The following is a 15870-nucleotide window of genomic DNA, read 5'->3' as shown; positions in this document are numbered from 1 at the left end:
TATAAATTAATACCTCCGCAAAAACGGAAAGCAAATCATTTAAATAAGTAACTACTATGTCAAATACAACGCCATCCATAACCTTTAGCAGAAGAAATTTTCTGCGCACCTCGTCCCTTGCGAGCGGCGGACTGCTCATCGGGTTTAATTTGTTCAATGCCTGTAAGCCGAACGCAAAACCACCGGTGGATATTTCAAAATTGGATTTTAAGGATTTCAATGCTTTTATCAAGATTGCCAAAAATGGGATGGTCACTATTTTCTCTCCCAATCCGGAAATAGGGCAGGGGGTAAAGACATCCATGCCTATGATTATAGCGGAAGAACTTGATGTGCTCTGGGAAAATGTGCATGTACAGCAGGGCATTTTGGATACTGAAAATTATACGCGGCAAGTTGCTGGGGGAAGCCAGTCTATTCGTTTTGGATGGGATGCCCTACGTCAAACAGGAGCAACTGCGAAACAAATGTTGGTCAACGCCGCGGCGGTACGCTGGGGTGTCGATGCAACTGAATGTTCGGCAAGTAAGGGTGTTATCACGAACGGTAAAGGTGAGACTTTAGGTTATGGAGATGTAGTCGAAGAAGCTGCTGGCTTGGAAGTACCCGAAAATGTTACCTTAAAGGAACCGAAAGACTATACCGTTATCGGTACGGATGTGGGTAATGTGGATATAGAAAAAATTATTACCGGAAAACCACTTTTCGGGTTGGATTACAAAGTTGAAGGAATGGTTTATGCTTCGGTATTACGGCCACCCGCTTTTGGTCAAGAACTCGAATCATTTGACGATACGGCGGCGAAAGCAGTTCCTGGTGTTATCGATGTAATCCGTATCGGAAGCAAGGTCAACGAACTTATGGGGAAAGACGAAGTAAATTGGACCGTGCAAATGGTTAAAAGTGAAAAAGTCGCTGTAATTGCAGAAAACACCTGGGCCGCAATGCAGGGGAAGAAGGCAATAAAGGCCAAGTGGACAGATGTCAGTCCCTTGGAAAGTTCCGATTTTCAGGATAAAAAGCTTATGGAATTGTTGGATGGCAAGGATTTCGTAACCCAGCGTAAGGACGGAGACGTGAATAGGGCGTTCGCACAGGCCGATAAGGTATTGGAACTCACCTACGAATCCCCCTTCCTACCACACAATTGTATGGAACCGATGAATTTCTTCGCGAATGTAACGGATGAAAAAATACATCTGGTCGGTCCGGTTCAAACTCCTGCCGATGCCGCTGCTACCGTTGCGGAGCTCTTAGGTCGCGACGTAGCTGATGTGCATCTGGAAATGACGCGTATGGGAGGTGGTTTCGGACGAAGGCTCTATGGGGACTTTGTATATGAGGCTGCCGAAATTTCGGATGCGATTAAAAAGCCGGTCAAAATGGTTTCCTCAAGGGAGGATGACATGATGACGGGCGTATATCGGCCCGCAATCAAATACCGTATCAAAGCATCGATAAAAGATGGCGAATTGACCGGGTATCATCTTAAGGAAGCTGCCATCAATGGTAATATGTACGGGCTCATCGCCAACTTTTTCCCGGCAGGGGCGTTGGAAAATTACCAAGTGGATACGGCCTTTTACGAGAGCAATGTCACCACTGGTGCATGGCGCGCACCTTACACCAACTTTCTGGCATACGCCGAGCAAACGTTCTTTGATGAATTGGCCGAATTGATGGAGGTCGATAAAATTAAATTGCGTTTAGACCTCTTGGAAAAAGTAAAAGGTACTGACGACGAACGAATTCAGTATGATCCTGAACGAATGCAAAACGTAATCCGTACGGCTGTAGAAAAATCAGGTTGGGGCAAACAGCCCGAAGGCACTTATCAAGGTTTTGTCTCATATTATTGTCATAATACGCATGTAGCCGAAGTGGCCGATGTACAGATGGAGAACGGTATGCCAGTAGTTAAAAAGGTGACTTGTGTAGTGGATTGCGGAATAGTCGTAAACCCACTGGGAGCCTTGAATCAGATAGAGGGTGGCGTCATAGACGGCGTTGGGCATGCCATGTACGGAAATTTCGGTTTTGAAAAAGGTGCCCCCACGGCTAACAATTACGATAAATACCGTTTGATCAGAATGATGGAAGCCCCAGAGGTGGTAACCCATTTGATACAGAACGAACTTTCTCCGACGGGTCTTGGCGAGCCAACATTACCACCTGCAGGAGGTGCCGTGGCAAATGCCTTGAAAGCGGCGACTGGTAAACGTATTTACAAGCAACCTTTTATGGAAGCTCCAGATTTTTGGAAAGATACAGACAAAGAAATAATTGGATGATACGACCATTCGATTTGGTTTTCTTCTTCGACGTCCCGCTGCCATAGATTGGATTACATGAATACAGACCGATGTGCAGTACTTATTCTTGCGGCCGGTTCCTCTTCACGGATGGGCCGGCCTAAACAGTTACTTCCGTGGGGTTCGCAAACCCTACTTCAAAATGCCGTCAATAATGCCAATGCATCACGATGCGATGAGGCGGTGGTCGTGCTGGGGGCAAATGCCGACATTATTCGAAATTCACTTCAACCTGGAACGGTTTCCGTAGTCAATACGGATTGGGAGAATGGGATGGGTAGTTCCATTGCCCGCGGAATGCAATTCCTTTCAAAGAAAGAAACGCCATTCGAAGTTGTTTTGATTATGTTGGGCGACCAACCTTTTATCGATGCCGATTACCTCAATAACGTACGCTCAACTTTCCAAGGGAGCCAAAAGAATATCGTAGCAACGGACTACGGAAATAGGGCAGGAGTACCTGCCTTATTCGGTTCGAAGTATTTTGAGCAGTTGAGCGAATTAAATTCCGAATATGGCGCTAAAGAACTTCTAGCGGAGAATATGGCTGATATCCACCTCTTGAAGGCGGGTGTTAAAACCGCCGATATTGATACGGAAGCGGACTATTCAAGATTAAACCATTTAAATACATGAATAAATTTAAAATAATGAAAATCAATTTATTGCTAATTTTTATTTTCTCCATTGTATTGACCGCCAAAGCTCAAGAGATGAGCTTTGAGGAATACAATCCGAAATCAACATTGGTCGTCGAGGGAGCGGAAGTGCCCAAGGCAAAATTTCCATTTATCGATGTGCATAGCCACCAACGGGACATGTCCCCGACGGCACTGAATGAAATGATTCAGGATATGGATGACATAAATGAAGCTATTATGGTCAATCTTAGCGGAGGTTCCGGAAAGCGGATACAAGAGATGCAAAAGAGCATTACGGAAAACTACCCAAACCGTTTCGTGGTTTTCGCCAACGTAGACTTTGAGGGTGTAGGTGAATCAGATTGGGCCCAAAAAGCGGTCGCACAATTGGAAGAAGATGTAAAAAACGGGGCCAAGGGTTTGAAAGTGTACAAAAGTCTTGGACTTCGATATAAGGATACGGATGGCAAGCGATTGGCAATAGATGATCCTCGCATAGATCCCATTTGGGCGAAATGTGGTGCCTTAGGCATTCCAGTGCTGATTCATGCTGCCGACCCGAAATCGTTTTGGGACCCAATGAATAGTGAAAATGAGAGATGGCTTGAATTGAAGACCCATAACCGTAGAAAGCGTTCCGCCACAGACCCGGCGCCCTGGCAGCAGATTATCGATGAGCAGCACCGTATGTTCAAAAACCATCCGGAGACTAAATTTATAAATGCCCATATGGGTTGGTATGCAAATAATCTCACGAGACTAGGGGAGTTGATGGAAGAAATACCGAATATGTACGTAGGTATCGGCGCCGTTATCGCCGAGCTTGGCAGGCAACCAAAGAATGCCCATGCCTTTTTCGTTAAATACCAAGACCGAATTCTTTTTGGGAAGGACAGTTGGAAACCCGAAGAATTCCCCACCTATTTCAGGGTGCTGGAGTCGGATGACGAGTACTTTCCCTATTACAAGAAATACCATGCCTTTTGGGCGATGTACGGGCTAGATTTGCCGGATGACGTCTTGAAAAAGGTTTACTATAAAAATGCCTTGGATTTAATTCCCGATTTGGATAGAAGCCTCTTTCCGGCCGATTGACCTACAATAGGATCAATTGTTTTTCGATATAATCCTGTATTAATAGCCAGTTCATTCGCAGCACAAGTGCCGCCGAAGGTAAGTTGTCTTCTTCGATAGCCGAAATAATGGCTTCGTGCTGGTTATCGGAGTTGTAGTAAAAAGAATCGTCGGCCATAAAAGTTTTTTCATACAGGAAAACCCGTGTTCTCAAGTCGCCAAGTATCTGCTGGGCCACTGAATTGCCATAGTTTTTAGTCAAAAGCGTATGAAAATCCATGTAAGCGTTAATACGCTCCAACGGATCATCCGCCTGTTGTATTAATTTTTGCTGTGTGCGCAAATAAGTGATAGTGCCTTCATCGAAATGAGACTGTTCCAAGGCCAAGACTTCTAGTTGGGCTACGATTTCATAAAGGTTTTTCGCTTCATCGTTGCTGAGCTCTTTAATAAAAAAACCACGATTCGGAATGGCCTCGATTACCTGTGATTGTTGTAATTGGGTCAATGCCTCACGTATAGGGGTGACACTAACGTTCAATTCGCGCGACAACGCAGCGAGATTTATAGAATCGCCCGCGTTCAAATGCCCCTTTCGCATTTGCTGTAGTAAATATTCGCGTACGGTATCCCTTAGATTAGCCTTGTTATTCATACGATAAAGATAGCAAATCGTATACGATTTTAAAGCAGCTCATAGAAACCCTTTGAACCCAAAACTTGTAATTTAGCGTCACATTTTGTCGCATTACAGTTAAACGACGACGCTATAGAAGCAATCATAAACAAAATTGTTTGCTACATTTGTAGGTTGATATCGTTAATTTCCAATTCTGAGCCTACCCAATTCATTGCAGATACTTAATTCATTCGATAGTGTTGATTTGAAGGAAATCAACGCCGTTTCCCTTATGGATAGGGTCGATACGAAATTTATCTTTCATATGAATGAATTGGAAGACATCCTTGGGAGGGCGAATGACGACTACAGTGTATTGCAAATTGGTGGTTCGCGACAAATGGGCTACAGCAATCAATATTTCGACACCCATAATCTTAAGTTTTATACCGACCACCACAACGGAAAATTGTTCCGTACTAAAATAAGAATACGCCGCTACGATGATACTGACCTGGTATTTCTTGAGGTGAAACATAAGAGCAACAAAGGGCGTATGAACAAGATACGCGCTAAGATTCCTGAGTTTCGGGATACCTTATCTGAAAAGGCTGAATCCTTCTTGTCTACTCAGCTGAGTACGGGTTTAAACATTGTTCCTACCATTAGGAACAACTTTCAACGAGTTACTTTGGTCGGCCGAAATGAGCGTATTACCTTTGATACGAACCTAACCTTTCAACAGAATGGAAGTAGCGTAAAGATGGGGAATTTGGTAATCGCTGAAATAAAGCAAGCCGAACTGAATCGAAGTAGTCCGCTATTCACAATCCTAAAGGAGAAAAAGATAAAGCCTTATCGCATAAGCAAATACTGTATTGGTATGGCAAGTTTATACGATGGTATCAAAAAAAACCGTTTTAAAGAGAAATTGAATAAAATCAAAAAAATAACTGCCTAATGGAATTTTTGGACATACCATGGTTCGATGATGATTTATGGAAGATGCTTTTCCGCTTTTTCCTCAATATGTTTTTTTTGACCATTATCATTCGTTTTTTATACTATCCCTCTACCCACAAACGAGATTACGTATTTACCTATTACCTTATCAGCATCATCATATTTTTCATCTGCTTTACGCTTAAAAAGTTTGAATTGGATATGGGTATGGCCTTGGGTCTATTCGCCATTTTTGGTATTATCCGCTATAGAACGGATCCCATTGAAATTAAAGAGATGACCTATCTCTTCGTCGTTATCGGAGTATCCGTAATCAACTCATTAGCGAACAAGAAAATGAGCTATGTTGAGATACTTGTAGGCAATCTTTTGGTAGTCGGGGCCGTTACCATTATAGAGCGGTTCTGGTCCTTAAAAAACGAGGTGAGCAAGCAAATCGTCTATGAGAAAATCGAGAATATCCTACCGGAGAATAAAAAAATATTGAAAGCCGACCTGGAGGCGCGAACAGGAATTGAAATAAACCGCATTAAAATCGGCAATGTCGACTTTTTAAAGGATACCGCCCAACTTACCATTTATTATTATAAGGACAAGCCAACTAAATAAATCATATGAATCGCTCCTCCCGAAACCTAGTAGTTTTGTTTCTATTATCGCTTTCAACTTTGACTTTTGCGCAAAGTAGTGATGTTCTTTCGTGGAATAAGCTGAAGTTAGGTTATGAGCCTAGCAAAAACTGGGATTTCGGCCTAGAAGCCCAATTGCGTTTAAAAGATAATTTCGGGTTGGTAGATGAATATTTTGGCGAGTTCCAAATCGATCGGCGAATCGTGAAGGGATTGAAATTCGGTGTAGGTCTTCGATATCTTTTTGAAAATGACACTCGAGGCAATATACAGGGATATGAAAACCATTTCAGGTATCAATTCGATTTAAAATACAAGCATGATGTAGGTAGTTTCGACCTCGGATATCGCCTCAGGTATCAAAATAAGAATGAGTTGGGGGTAGACGATGTCGCGCGTCAGTTTCTGAGACTAAAGGGTTCCGCGGAATACAAAATCAAAAACTGGAAATTAGACCCTGAACTCGCTTTTGAGGTTTGGAGCAAATTGAACGTAGGGGATGAAGAGACCGATAAATATCGGATTACACTGGGTTCGGAGTACGACATGAAAAATGCAGGTGAAATAGGTTTCTACTACCGTTACCAAAGCGGTTTTGAAGCTGACGGTAGAGAGACCCGTCATATTATCGGACTTAGCTACGGATACACCATTAAGTAATACTAAGTACACAAAATTTAACATTTCCCTATCGTAATAATCGTACTAAATCGGATATCCTCACGTTTTAATAGCTATTGAACTATTAAAAATCAGAATATCATGAAAGATTTAGTCAAAGGTTTTTTTAAACCGGCATTATGGGCACTTGCCCTTTGTTTGTTAATTATTGCATGTAGCGACGACCTAGGGGAATTGGCCGATCAGGATGCCCAATTGACATCAGCGGAAGTCGAGACCATTTTGGAAGCCAACGAGTTGTCCAGTCTAACCGATGGACTACTGACAGACATTTTCTCTAGCGATCAAACCGAAAAGACTGCTAAAAGTACTGATTGTCAGCAAATCGAAACTTCAAATACTATAACCACCATCACGTTTAATGACTGCACTGTTGATGGCAGCGATTTAATAAATGGTACTATTACCGCAAACTATTCCATTGCGGAAGAGTCCACTGAAATTAGTGTTACCTATACTGATTTTACAATCGGTACAATCAAAATCTCGGGCAACAAGACCTTTACTTTCGACCATGACGATGAACAAGAAGGATTTGTTTTTACGGTGGAAAGCGATATGCAGGTAGTGATGTCGGATGGTAAGGAATTAAGTGAAAGAGGGACAAAAATCATCGGATTCGTTTTTAATAGTCTAGAAGACCAGAGCCTAACGCTTGACGGCGAATGGACAATAACCAGCGATGGAAATACATATAGCGCAGTTGTTGAAAATCTTTTAAAAAAGAAATATACTTGTGCGTATACAGGTGAGGGGCTTCTCTTGCTTTCAAAGAACGGCCTCGCGGTTTCCGTAGATTTTGGGGATGGTGCTTGTGATGATGTTGCTTTGATAAATTATCCTGACGGGACAACAGAACAAATTACGTTAAAAGATTAAAACAGCTATTGTTCGAAAAGTATAAAGCGCCTGATATCAAATATCAGGCGCTTTTCTGTATTCAATCGTGCAGCATGTCGTAACTATGAGTTCTTTATCGATGGAATAAAATTTAATCATCTTTTTTGGGTTGTAGCTGCACAAGCACTTTAAGCTCAAGATGATGAAAATCAAAACCCAAAACTACCTTTCGAAACTATTTGCCGTATTGTTCTTATTTTCTTTTGCGCTGTTAAATACTGGGTGTAGCAAGGATGATTCAAAGCAAGACATCGAAACGGAAATCGATGCCGATTCCGAAACGGATTTGGAACCGGAGATTCCCGAAAACCCGGGGACACCGGAAGAACCAGAGGCCGAACCTGCTGTAGATGTAGTATTCGAGAATAATCTGGTATTGAACGCCGAGCGTATGTTCGTGAATTATGTACTCCCCGAAGTTGAATACAATAAATTCATTTCTGGAGAAGGTAATCTGAATATGATTTCCACTAAAGTGTACCAATACCTCAAGGATGATTTCGACTTTCTAATCATTCTTTCCGTAGAGGAAACCCACCCTGGCGATTTGTTCTATGGAAGGTCCACTTCGGTACAGAATCTAATTCAAGGCCTTGGGGCTGGGCTCTTCGATCTTTCGGCAAACTATGGTTCCTCAGGAAAGCTGAAAAGTATGATTTATATGCCGCGTGCGGAATATATAAGAACGGGACCTTTTCTGCACGAAATCGCCCACACTTGGGCGAATAAAGGTTTTTTACCTTCTACCTTCGGCGGGCATTGGGGCTATGCCGGTACCGCTGGTCAATTGGGAGGTTTTGATGAAGTGGTCGACAATGGCGACGGCACTTATCAAGGTAAACTGAATGGTGAAAATGGTTTTGGAAAATTTGCGAACGGTGGCAACTCCATAGTTTATGGCAATTTAGAATTATATCTAATGGGTTTGATACCAAGCACCGAATTGCAGCCGGTGATGGTAGCCGTTAACCCGGTTGACATCAACTCGAGTGGTCTATTCAGCGCCGATTTGATAGAAACGCATTCACCGGGAATGATGATCAGTGCCAAAGGCGTGAGAAATCCGTCGTTCGACCTGTCTCAAAAAGCATTTACCGCTTTGGCCATCGTTATTTCAAAGGAACCGATAGCTTCAGCAAAAACAGAAGCGATTAATACCGATTTGGAAAACTTCTCAAGACACGCTTCTCCCGACTGGAACGGTTCCCAAAATTTTTGGACGGCCACGCAAGGTAAAGCGACATTTACCTTTACAGTGTCCGAAGAGAGTGTAAAATGAGAAAGTATTGTCATGAATTTGAACCGATAGGACACATAAAATTAGATCATATGTCATATATTTGTAAAGGTTCAAGGGAAAAACAACATCTTATTATTCCGATAGCACTCGCTAACTCTTAGTAATTCAATTGTTTATCTTCTTTTCTTTTCAACAACATTCGTTTAGAATCAGAATTTCCTTTGGCACACTTTTAGTTAGTATTAATCAAAACTTATGAATGGCTAAATCACAGCAAACGTACAATAAGACTGAAAAAGAAAAACAGCGCCGTAAAAAACGAGAGGAAAAAGCAAAACGCAAAGAAGCCCGTAGAGCTGAAGCGAAAGAAAAAGGAGGAGGAATTCCATTGGCATATGTCGATTTTAATGGAAACCTAGTCGATACCCCGCCGGACCCATCGTTAAAGGTCAAAATTGATGCTGAGGATATCGTTTTGGGTATACCCAAGAAGGAAGAATCCGATGAGGATAAATTCAACCCGATCAGAAATGGAAAGGTTTCGTTTTTTGATCATTCCAAAGGCTTCGGATTTATAATCGATAGCGAAAATAACGAAAAGTATTTCTGTCATGTAAGTGGTCTTATCGATGAGATCGAGGAGAATAATACGGTGCAGTTCGAGCTGGAAAAAGGAGCACGTGGTATGAACGCTGTTCGTGTCAAAAAAATATAGAACCCGTAGATGGTTCCTGTCAAAAGATTTTAATATTATATTTAAGCGTTAACATTTGTTGGCGCTTTTTTTATACCCGAAAAACAATGAAATCATATACTATCGAAGAAATCGGTTCGCTCGTAAACGGAATCGTTGTTGGTGAATCAGCCCAAAAATTCACTGGCCTCGAACAAATTGCCAAAGCCAGTGCAGCCCAAATAACATTCATCGGGAATCGTAAATATGCAGCTATGTGGGCCGACTCTAATGCGGGTGCTGCGATAGTAAATGAGAATATCGCAATTGAACCTGACGCTAATAGGGCTTTGGTCCGAGTCAAGAATGCCGATTTGGCCATGGCAAAATTGCTGGAGGTCTTTGCACCGCAAGCCCCGCACTTAGGTAGTGAAGCCATTCATCCTACCGCCACTATTGCTAGTTCGGTAAAAATAGGGGAGGGAGTCAAAATTGGTGCGGGATGTTACGTCGGGGAAGATGTGGTTCTTGGTAAAGGTGTCGTGTTGTACCCGAATGTAAGTATCTTCGATGAAACCACTATCGGAGATCAAACCATTGTTTGGTCTGGGACGGTAATCCGGGAACGCTCGGTTATCGGAAGCCACTGTATTTTTCACAACAACGTAAGTATCGGTGCCGATGGCTTCGGCTATCGGCCGAGCGAGGACGGTAAGGGGTTGGTCAAGATTCCCCATATCGGTAATGTGGTCATAGGAAATGGTGTCGAAATCGGGGCCAATTCCTGCGTAGATCGAGGTAAGTTCAGTTCAACGATCCTTGGCGATGGTTGCAAAATAGACAACCTGGTTCAAATTGCGCACAATTGTGTTTTGGGCAAGTGCTGTATTATGGCAGGTAGCAGCGGGTTGGCAGGCTCCGTTACCTTGGGCGACGGTGTAATGATCGGGGGCAGCGCTTCCATCAAAGACCATACGACCATACATTCCGGGGCGGTCGTTGGTGCCGGTTCGGGAGTATTGGCAGATGTGCCTGCCGGTAAGACGGTACTTGGCTACCCAGCAACGGATTCGAGGGAAAAACTGAAACAATGGGTCGCTTTACGTAAGCTGGGCCGATCATAAGTGTTTATTTGGTTGTGATACTTTTTCGTACCCCTAAGGCCCATGCGATAAATAGAAACTGAACGGCAAGTCGAATATAGGCCGCGGTTTTCGTTCCGATAGCCGGAGTTTCCGCAAATACGTCCATGATATGTACCGGAAGAAAGGCAATCAATAATAGTAATATACCTGTCGCACCCACTCTTGCAAACCTCGGCACGAATACCAAAACACCGAATAAGACTTCCAAAACCCCAGAAGCATAGACAAATAAGGATTTGTAAGGCAGAAAATAGGGGACAAATGGCTCATAGAATACGGGCTTTATAAAGTGCTGCACGCCAGCGTATATAAAGAATGCCGCCAAGAGGTAGGAAAGGATTTTCCAAACTATTTTCATACGCATTGTTGTTTTGAATTATTAAGTGCAACTCATGTAAGCCTCAGTCTCTATATCTTCTGGGCTCAAGGTTGATATCCATATCCCCGCAAAGTTTCTGGTTTAGTTGCTTCATTTGTGGGTTTTAGCTCAAGAATGGCTCCGTAAGCTCTAGGACTAGGCCCGAAACGGCTAAAGCTAAGAAGTTTTACCGATCAACTGCACGAATAGTTCTGAAATGTCATTGTCCGTCTATGTCGATTTCTACAGTGGAAGCTACCATAAACGGCGAAACGGTTAGCTAAAATTGTTAGCAGTACTTGGAGGGTGAAAATGGCTTGAGTATCTTTATATTCTTCTTAAAATGAATCATCGTATGAAAAAATTAGTCGGAAAAGGCGGACTCGCATTACTTCTTTGCCTTGTTATTGCGTCCTGTAAAGAGGATAAAAAAGAGGTTGTTGAAGTTCCCATTGCCAAAGAAGCACCTCCCTATGAAGGTAATCTGGCCATAGATAGTTTAAATCTTCCCGAAGGATTTAAGATCGATGTTTTTGCGGAGGGTATAGACGGAGCGCGTTCAATGGCTATGGGCGACAATGGAACTCTTTTTGTTGGTACGAGAAATGAGAATACCGTTTACGCGCTTCAGGATTTGGATGGGGATTTTAGGGCGGAAAAAATGATTGTTCTCGACACTACTCTGAAGGTGCCCAACGGCCTGGCCTTCAAAGATGGCGCATTATATGTTGCAGAGGTGGGTAGACTTTTGCGGTATCCCAACATAGAACAGCAGTTAAGTACTCCAAAGTCCCCGGAAGTGGTCTATGACGACTATCCGACAGAGTTTCACCATGGTTGGAAATATATTGCCTTCGGTCCCGACGGAAAATTATATGTACCAGTAGGCGCACCCTGCAATATTTGTGATAAATCGAAGGAAGACGAGCGTTTCGCGACCATCACTCGAATGGACCCGGACGGTACGAACAGGGAAATTTATGCAAAGGGCGTACGGAACTCCGTCGGCTTTACCTGGCATCCGGAAACGGAGGAATTATGGTTTACCGACAACGGCAGGGATATGCTCGGAGATGACATTCCACCTTGTGAGCTAAATCGCGTTACAGTAGCGGGCCAACATTTTGGCTATCCGTTTTGTCATGGGGGCACTGTATCGGACCCGGAGTTCGGCAGCCAACATCCCTGTTCGGATTTTGTAGCACCCGTTCAGGCGTTAGGGGCCCATGTAGCTCCTTTGGGAATCAAGTTCTATACGGGGGGCATGTTCCCCGAAAAATATAAGGGATTGGCCTTTATCGCCGAACATGGATCGTGGAACCGGAGCTCCAAAGTAGGTTATAAAATCTCAACGGTAACCTTGCAAGACAACAAGGCCGTAAGCTACGATACCTTTCTGGACGGATGGCTCAATGAAGAAACGCAAGAAGCGTTCGGGAGACCTGTAGACATATTAGAATTAAAAGACGGTTCCTTATTGATTTCCGATGACTTTGGGGATGCTATTTACCGTCTTTCCTATGAGGAACCCAAGGTCGCCAGCCTAGATTAAACGAGTCGTGTGGTATTTTATATTTGAAAAGTTAGCCCAAGCTGTAAATTCGAGGAATAGTCCGAAGTGTCGTTTTCAGGAAAACTGGCATAAAAATAATTGTACAAAGCCGAAAAACGCAATCGCTTGCCCAAGGGTAATTCCGCCTTCAGCTGTGCTAAAACACGATGGTTGGCGATGTTGTTGTATAGAGGTTGAAAATAGACCGTGCCAACCAAATCGAGCTTCGTTCTCTTAAAATGCTGTGATAGCGACAAATAACTACTGTTTCTATGGTTGTAAAACTGTTGCTTAGGTTCTTTTATCTGCTCTATTTCGTACATATAGGAATTTCCAAAATAAGCCTTTCCCGTTTCCGTCGATATGAATTTTAAGCGTATCCCTGCACCGATTAAATTGCGGCTCGTGATGGTGAGGCGCGTATTGTTTTGATTTTGGAGAAAAGCCTCCAAACGAAATAGTTTAGAAAGTTTTTGATTGTACCGTACATGAAGGAACCATGAGTTTTGGAATTCTTCGTCCTTACTCCGAATAAGGTTATAGTTCCCAATAAAAAAATATGTTTTTTTTAAATCTTTGGCTTTCAATTGGGCCGTGATGTTCGAACCGATTTGAATGATATAATTCCCATTGTTGTCACTGTAATTGAATAGCAAATCGCTTTTCAACGCAAATCGCACCGAGTCGCTCTGCATTCGTTGAGATTCGATGTTCACCAGTTGCGAACTGACCCTATTAGATAAACAAAACACTAGTAGAAAGAGCGCAACGAAAAATTTGGATGTATGCATTGATGTCAATTATAAACCGGCAAAGATATTTAAAATAGGCCATAATAATCGGTATTATTGCGCATCAATCTGAAGCCTTTTTTTAGGGTTGGGGTTTGGCAAAATTTCAATGCTTCTTATTCGACATCATTTCTTACTTAGAGACTGTTTGGAAATATGTCGTTAGAATTGTTATGGTCTATTTTTGATGCATTATGAGGCAAAATTTTTGAGCATAGCAGCGCTACGGTCAAAAATTTTAACGAAATAAGGCGCAAAAAGAGGCCCTAAGAAAATAAGCGAGACATTTCCATACAGTCTTTTAAATAGATTCACGTTTTTGCCTCTTGAAGATGACGCGTCGGAAAGCATGCGTTTTAGAAAAAGGATAATCATCGTACACAAAGTAAATGGCACAGTTTTAACTTGTTCGGTAATATTTAAAAGATATACGGTTCATGGTAAATATCTACATTATTAAAATAACGGCATCTTTTTAGGAGCGCAAGTACTATTTTTGTCAAAAATGTATATCTTTAGTCTAGTCAAGCACTGAATTTCCCTCACATCATTCTCCCATTACAATATTGGTTATGTCGCGCTAATTGTAGCATGACGTCGCACGCTAGGGTCTATTGATACGACCTTTTCCCCGCCCTCGATACTATTCGAATTTTTATTCTATTAATATGCAAGTATGAAAAATGTGTATATCGATTTACATTGCCACCCCTCCCTAAAGCCCTTTGGAAGAAGTTTCGATCAAAAAAGCACTAAAAAACGGAACAGCCCCAATCGGATGAGAAGAAATAGCATTTATCATAGGAAAGGAGTGAATCCGGTCAGTAAGAAAATCAATAATCTTTTGACATTGACCAAATTCACCCAGTCAGACCTGACATCGGTTTATGGCGGCAAAGGCAGGATACTCGTCATTTCCCTATACCCCATGGAAAAACAAATGGTTCACGATACGGGCGATGTAAAATTCATTGGGCGTTTGTTCAGAAATCTCGCCACTGGTATCGGAATAGATCGCATCCGTCATATTCAGAAAATGACCGACTATTTTGAAGACTTAAATAACGAATATGAATTTTACAAAGAATTGGATAATAAACCGGTTACTGTACACGGCAAAAAAGTCCGTTATAAAATGGTCAAAAGTTATCAGGAAATCGAGCAGTGGAAAGCTGACGGTATTCCTACTATCTTCATGATTACAAGCATCGAAGGTTGTCATGTTTTCAATTCCGGTTTGGTCTTGGCGGGGCGGCCCAAAGCGGACGAAAAAGAGGTCCTCGAAAATATAAAAATCGTAAAAAATTGGACCTTTCGTCCATTTTTCGTAGGGTTGGCACATCACTTCGATAACGAACTCTGCGGCCACGAAAAGAGCATGGGTGGACTCGTGGATGCTATTATCAAGCAAAAAGTGGATAATAGTCAGGGCATTACATCTTTGGGTAAAAAAGCACTTTCCGCCTTGCTTGACAATAATAAAAAGAACCGCATTCTCATTGATGTCAAACATATGAATGTGAAATCACGTTATGAGTATTACGAAATTGTAAAATCGGAATACGCTAGTAAAATCCCGCTTATTGTTAGCCACGGTGCCGTCAATGGTCGTAACAATCCGATCGATAACAATCGGGTCGATACTGATTTCAATGATGCGACTATCAATTTTTACGACGATGAGATTTTCAGAATCGCACGTTCACAAGGTATTTTTGGAATACAATTGGATGAGCGGCGTATTGCACATAAAAAAGTGATGGGTTTGTTGGCCGGCCGCAACAAGAGCTCTAAACTTATCTGGAAGCAAATAGAACATATGGCCAAATATCTGAATTTACTTAAAATGGAGGCGTGGAATATTCAATGCTTGGGAACCGATTTTGATGGTATCATCGACCCTTTGCCCGGTTTTTGGGCCGCCAAGGATTTAGATAAACTGCCCAAATTTTTAGTGAAGCATGCAAATGATTTCCTGAAGAGTCCTGAAGGAAAGAAATTAGAGCCCAAAAATAGGTTGAGCGCCAAAGAGATAGTGGATAAATTTATGTTCGGGAATGCGCGGGATTTTTTGAAAGCCCATTTTAGATAAATGGCCAGTATTTGGAATCATGCAACCCGAAAACAAGGATTCCCTTGTAGAGTGATCACCGTATTGTAACCTTATAGTGCCTCAATGGAGGCAGGGCTTCACAAATCCATGAAATCGCTCCCTTTACCGATAACTTAAAAGTTTCGGGTCATTATTTAATAATTTTGTATTTTGGTCGTTTGTGTTATTAGGCCTGACGT

Annotated in this window: 15 protein-coding genes; 12 read left to right on the top strand and 3 right to left on the bottom strand. The window is 42.3% G+C overall.

The features are described from left to right. Positions 1–56: 56 nt before the first annotated feature. From FGM00_RS08025 to FGM00_RS08015, 3 genes are read left to right on the top strand one after another with little or no spacing between them, the layout of a single operon-like run. Entirely contained in the window at positions 57–2291 is a 2235-nt protein-coding gene (locus FGM00_RS08025; RefSeq protein WP_138852398.1) for a xanthine dehydrogenase family protein molybdopterin-binding subunit, read from the top strand. A gap of 57 nt (positions 2292–2348) precedes the next feature. Next, the gene (locus tag FGM00_RS08020) at positions 2349–2948 is read left to right on the top strand and encodes a nucleotidyltransferase family protein (protein ID WP_138852397.1); all 600 of its coding nucleotides are present in this window, start codon (positions 2349–2351) and stop codon (positions 2946–2948) included. Positions 2949–2962: 14 nt separating this feature from the next. Further along, complete coding sequence (locus FGM00_RS08015) at positions 2963–4048, top strand: amidohydrolase family protein (protein WP_236262972.1); 1086 nt, start codon at positions 2963–2965, stop codon at positions 4046–4048. 1 nt (position 4049) lies between these two features. On the opposite strand, the gene FGM00_RS08010 is transcribed toward FGM00_RS08015, so the two are convergent. Then, positions 4050–4682 (bottom strand): GntR family transcriptional regulator, encoded by a 633-nt coding sequence (locus tag FGM00_RS08010; protein ID WP_138852395.1) that lies wholly within the window; start codon positions 4680–4682, stop codon positions 4050–4052. A 196-nt stretch (positions 4683–4878) separates the two neighbouring features. Between FGM00_RS08010 and FGM00_RS08005 the strand changes: the two genes are divergently transcribed. The 7 genes from FGM00_RS08005 to lpxD all read left to right on the top strand — a co-directional run bounded on the left by FGM00_RS08005 (position 4879) and on the right by lpxD (position 10856). Continuing rightward, positions 4879–5607, top strand: coding sequence for a polyphosphate polymerase domain-containing protein (locus FGM00_RS08005; protein ID WP_138852394.1), 729 nt, complete (start codon positions 4879–4881; stop codon positions 5605–5607). Then, positions 5607–6218, top strand: coding sequence for a DUF4956 domain-containing protein (locus FGM00_RS08000; RefSeq protein ID WP_138852393.1), 612 nt, complete (start codon positions 5607–5609; stop codon positions 6216–6218). Before FGM00_RS08005 ends, FGM00_RS08000 begins: the two co-directional genes overlap by 1 nt. Before the next feature lie 35 nt (positions 6219–6253). Further along, complete coding sequence (locus FGM00_RS07995) at positions 6254–6898, top strand: DUF2490 domain-containing protein (RefSeq protein WP_175416205.1); 645 nt, start codon at positions 6254–6256, stop codon at positions 6896–6898. Positions 6899–7000: 102 nt separating this feature from the next. Next, positions 7001–7798, top strand: coding sequence for a hypothetical protein (locus FGM00_RS07990; protein WP_138852391.1), 798 nt, complete (start codon positions 7001–7003; stop codon positions 7796–7798). Positions 7799–7958: 160 nt separating this feature from the next. After that, entirely contained in the window at positions 7959–9098 is a 1140-nt protein-coding gene (locus tag FGM00_RS07985) for a hypothetical protein (RefSeq protein WP_138852390.1), read from the top strand. A gap of 220 nt (positions 9099–9318) precedes the next feature. After that, positions 9319–9774, top strand: a complete 456-nt coding sequence (locus FGM00_RS19940) for a cold-shock protein (protein WP_138852389.1) — start codon at positions 9319–9321, stop codon at positions 9772–9774. A gap of 86 nt (positions 9775–9860) precedes the next feature. After that, positions 9861–10856, top strand: a complete 996-nt coding sequence (gene lpxD / locus FGM00_RS07975; RefSeq protein WP_138852388.1) for a UDP-3-O-(3-hydroxymyristoyl)glucosamine N-acyltransferase — start codon at positions 9861–9863, stop codon at positions 10854–10856. A 4-nt stretch (positions 10857–10860) separates the two neighbouring features. On the opposite strand, the gene FGM00_RS07970 is transcribed toward lpxD, so the two are convergent. Then, positions 10861–11235 (bottom strand): DoxX family protein, encoded by a 375-nt coding sequence (locus FGM00_RS07970; RefSeq protein ID WP_138852387.1) that lies wholly within the window; start codon positions 11233–11235, stop codon positions 10861–10863. 355 nt (positions 11236–11590) lie between these two features. On the opposite strand from FGM00_RS07970, the gene FGM00_RS07965 reads away from it, so the two are divergent. Further along, on the top strand, positions 11591–12787 hold the full coding sequence (locus FGM00_RS07965) for a PQQ-dependent sugar dehydrogenase (protein ID WP_236262971.1): 1197 nt from the start codon (positions 11591–11593) through the stop codon (positions 12785–12787). Between the two features lie 17 nt (positions 12788–12804). Here FGM00_RS07965 and FGM00_RS07960 read toward each other — a convergent pair whose 3' ends face one another. Next, a complete protein-coding gene (locus FGM00_RS07960) occupies positions 12805–13578 on the bottom strand; it encodes a DUF481 domain-containing protein (RefSeq protein ID WP_138852385.1) in 774 nt (257 codons plus the stop codon). Between the two features lie 676 nt (positions 13579–14254). Here FGM00_RS07960 and FGM00_RS07955 point away from each other — a divergent pair. Next, entirely contained in the window at positions 14255–15670 is a 1416-nt protein-coding gene (locus tag FGM00_RS07955; protein WP_138852384.1) for a membrane dipeptidase, read from the top strand. The last annotated feature ends 200 nt before the right edge of the window (positions 15671–15870 follow it).

The organism is Aggregatimonas sangjinii (genome assembly GCF_005943945.1).
In the GTDB taxonomy this organism is placed as follows: Bacteria; Bacteroidota; Bacteroidia; order Flavobacteriales; family Flavobacteriaceae; genus Pelagihabitans; species Pelagihabitans sangjinii.
The sequence above is the reverse complement of the archived record's forward strand: the minus strand, read 5'-3'. Positions and strand labels throughout refer to the sequence as shown.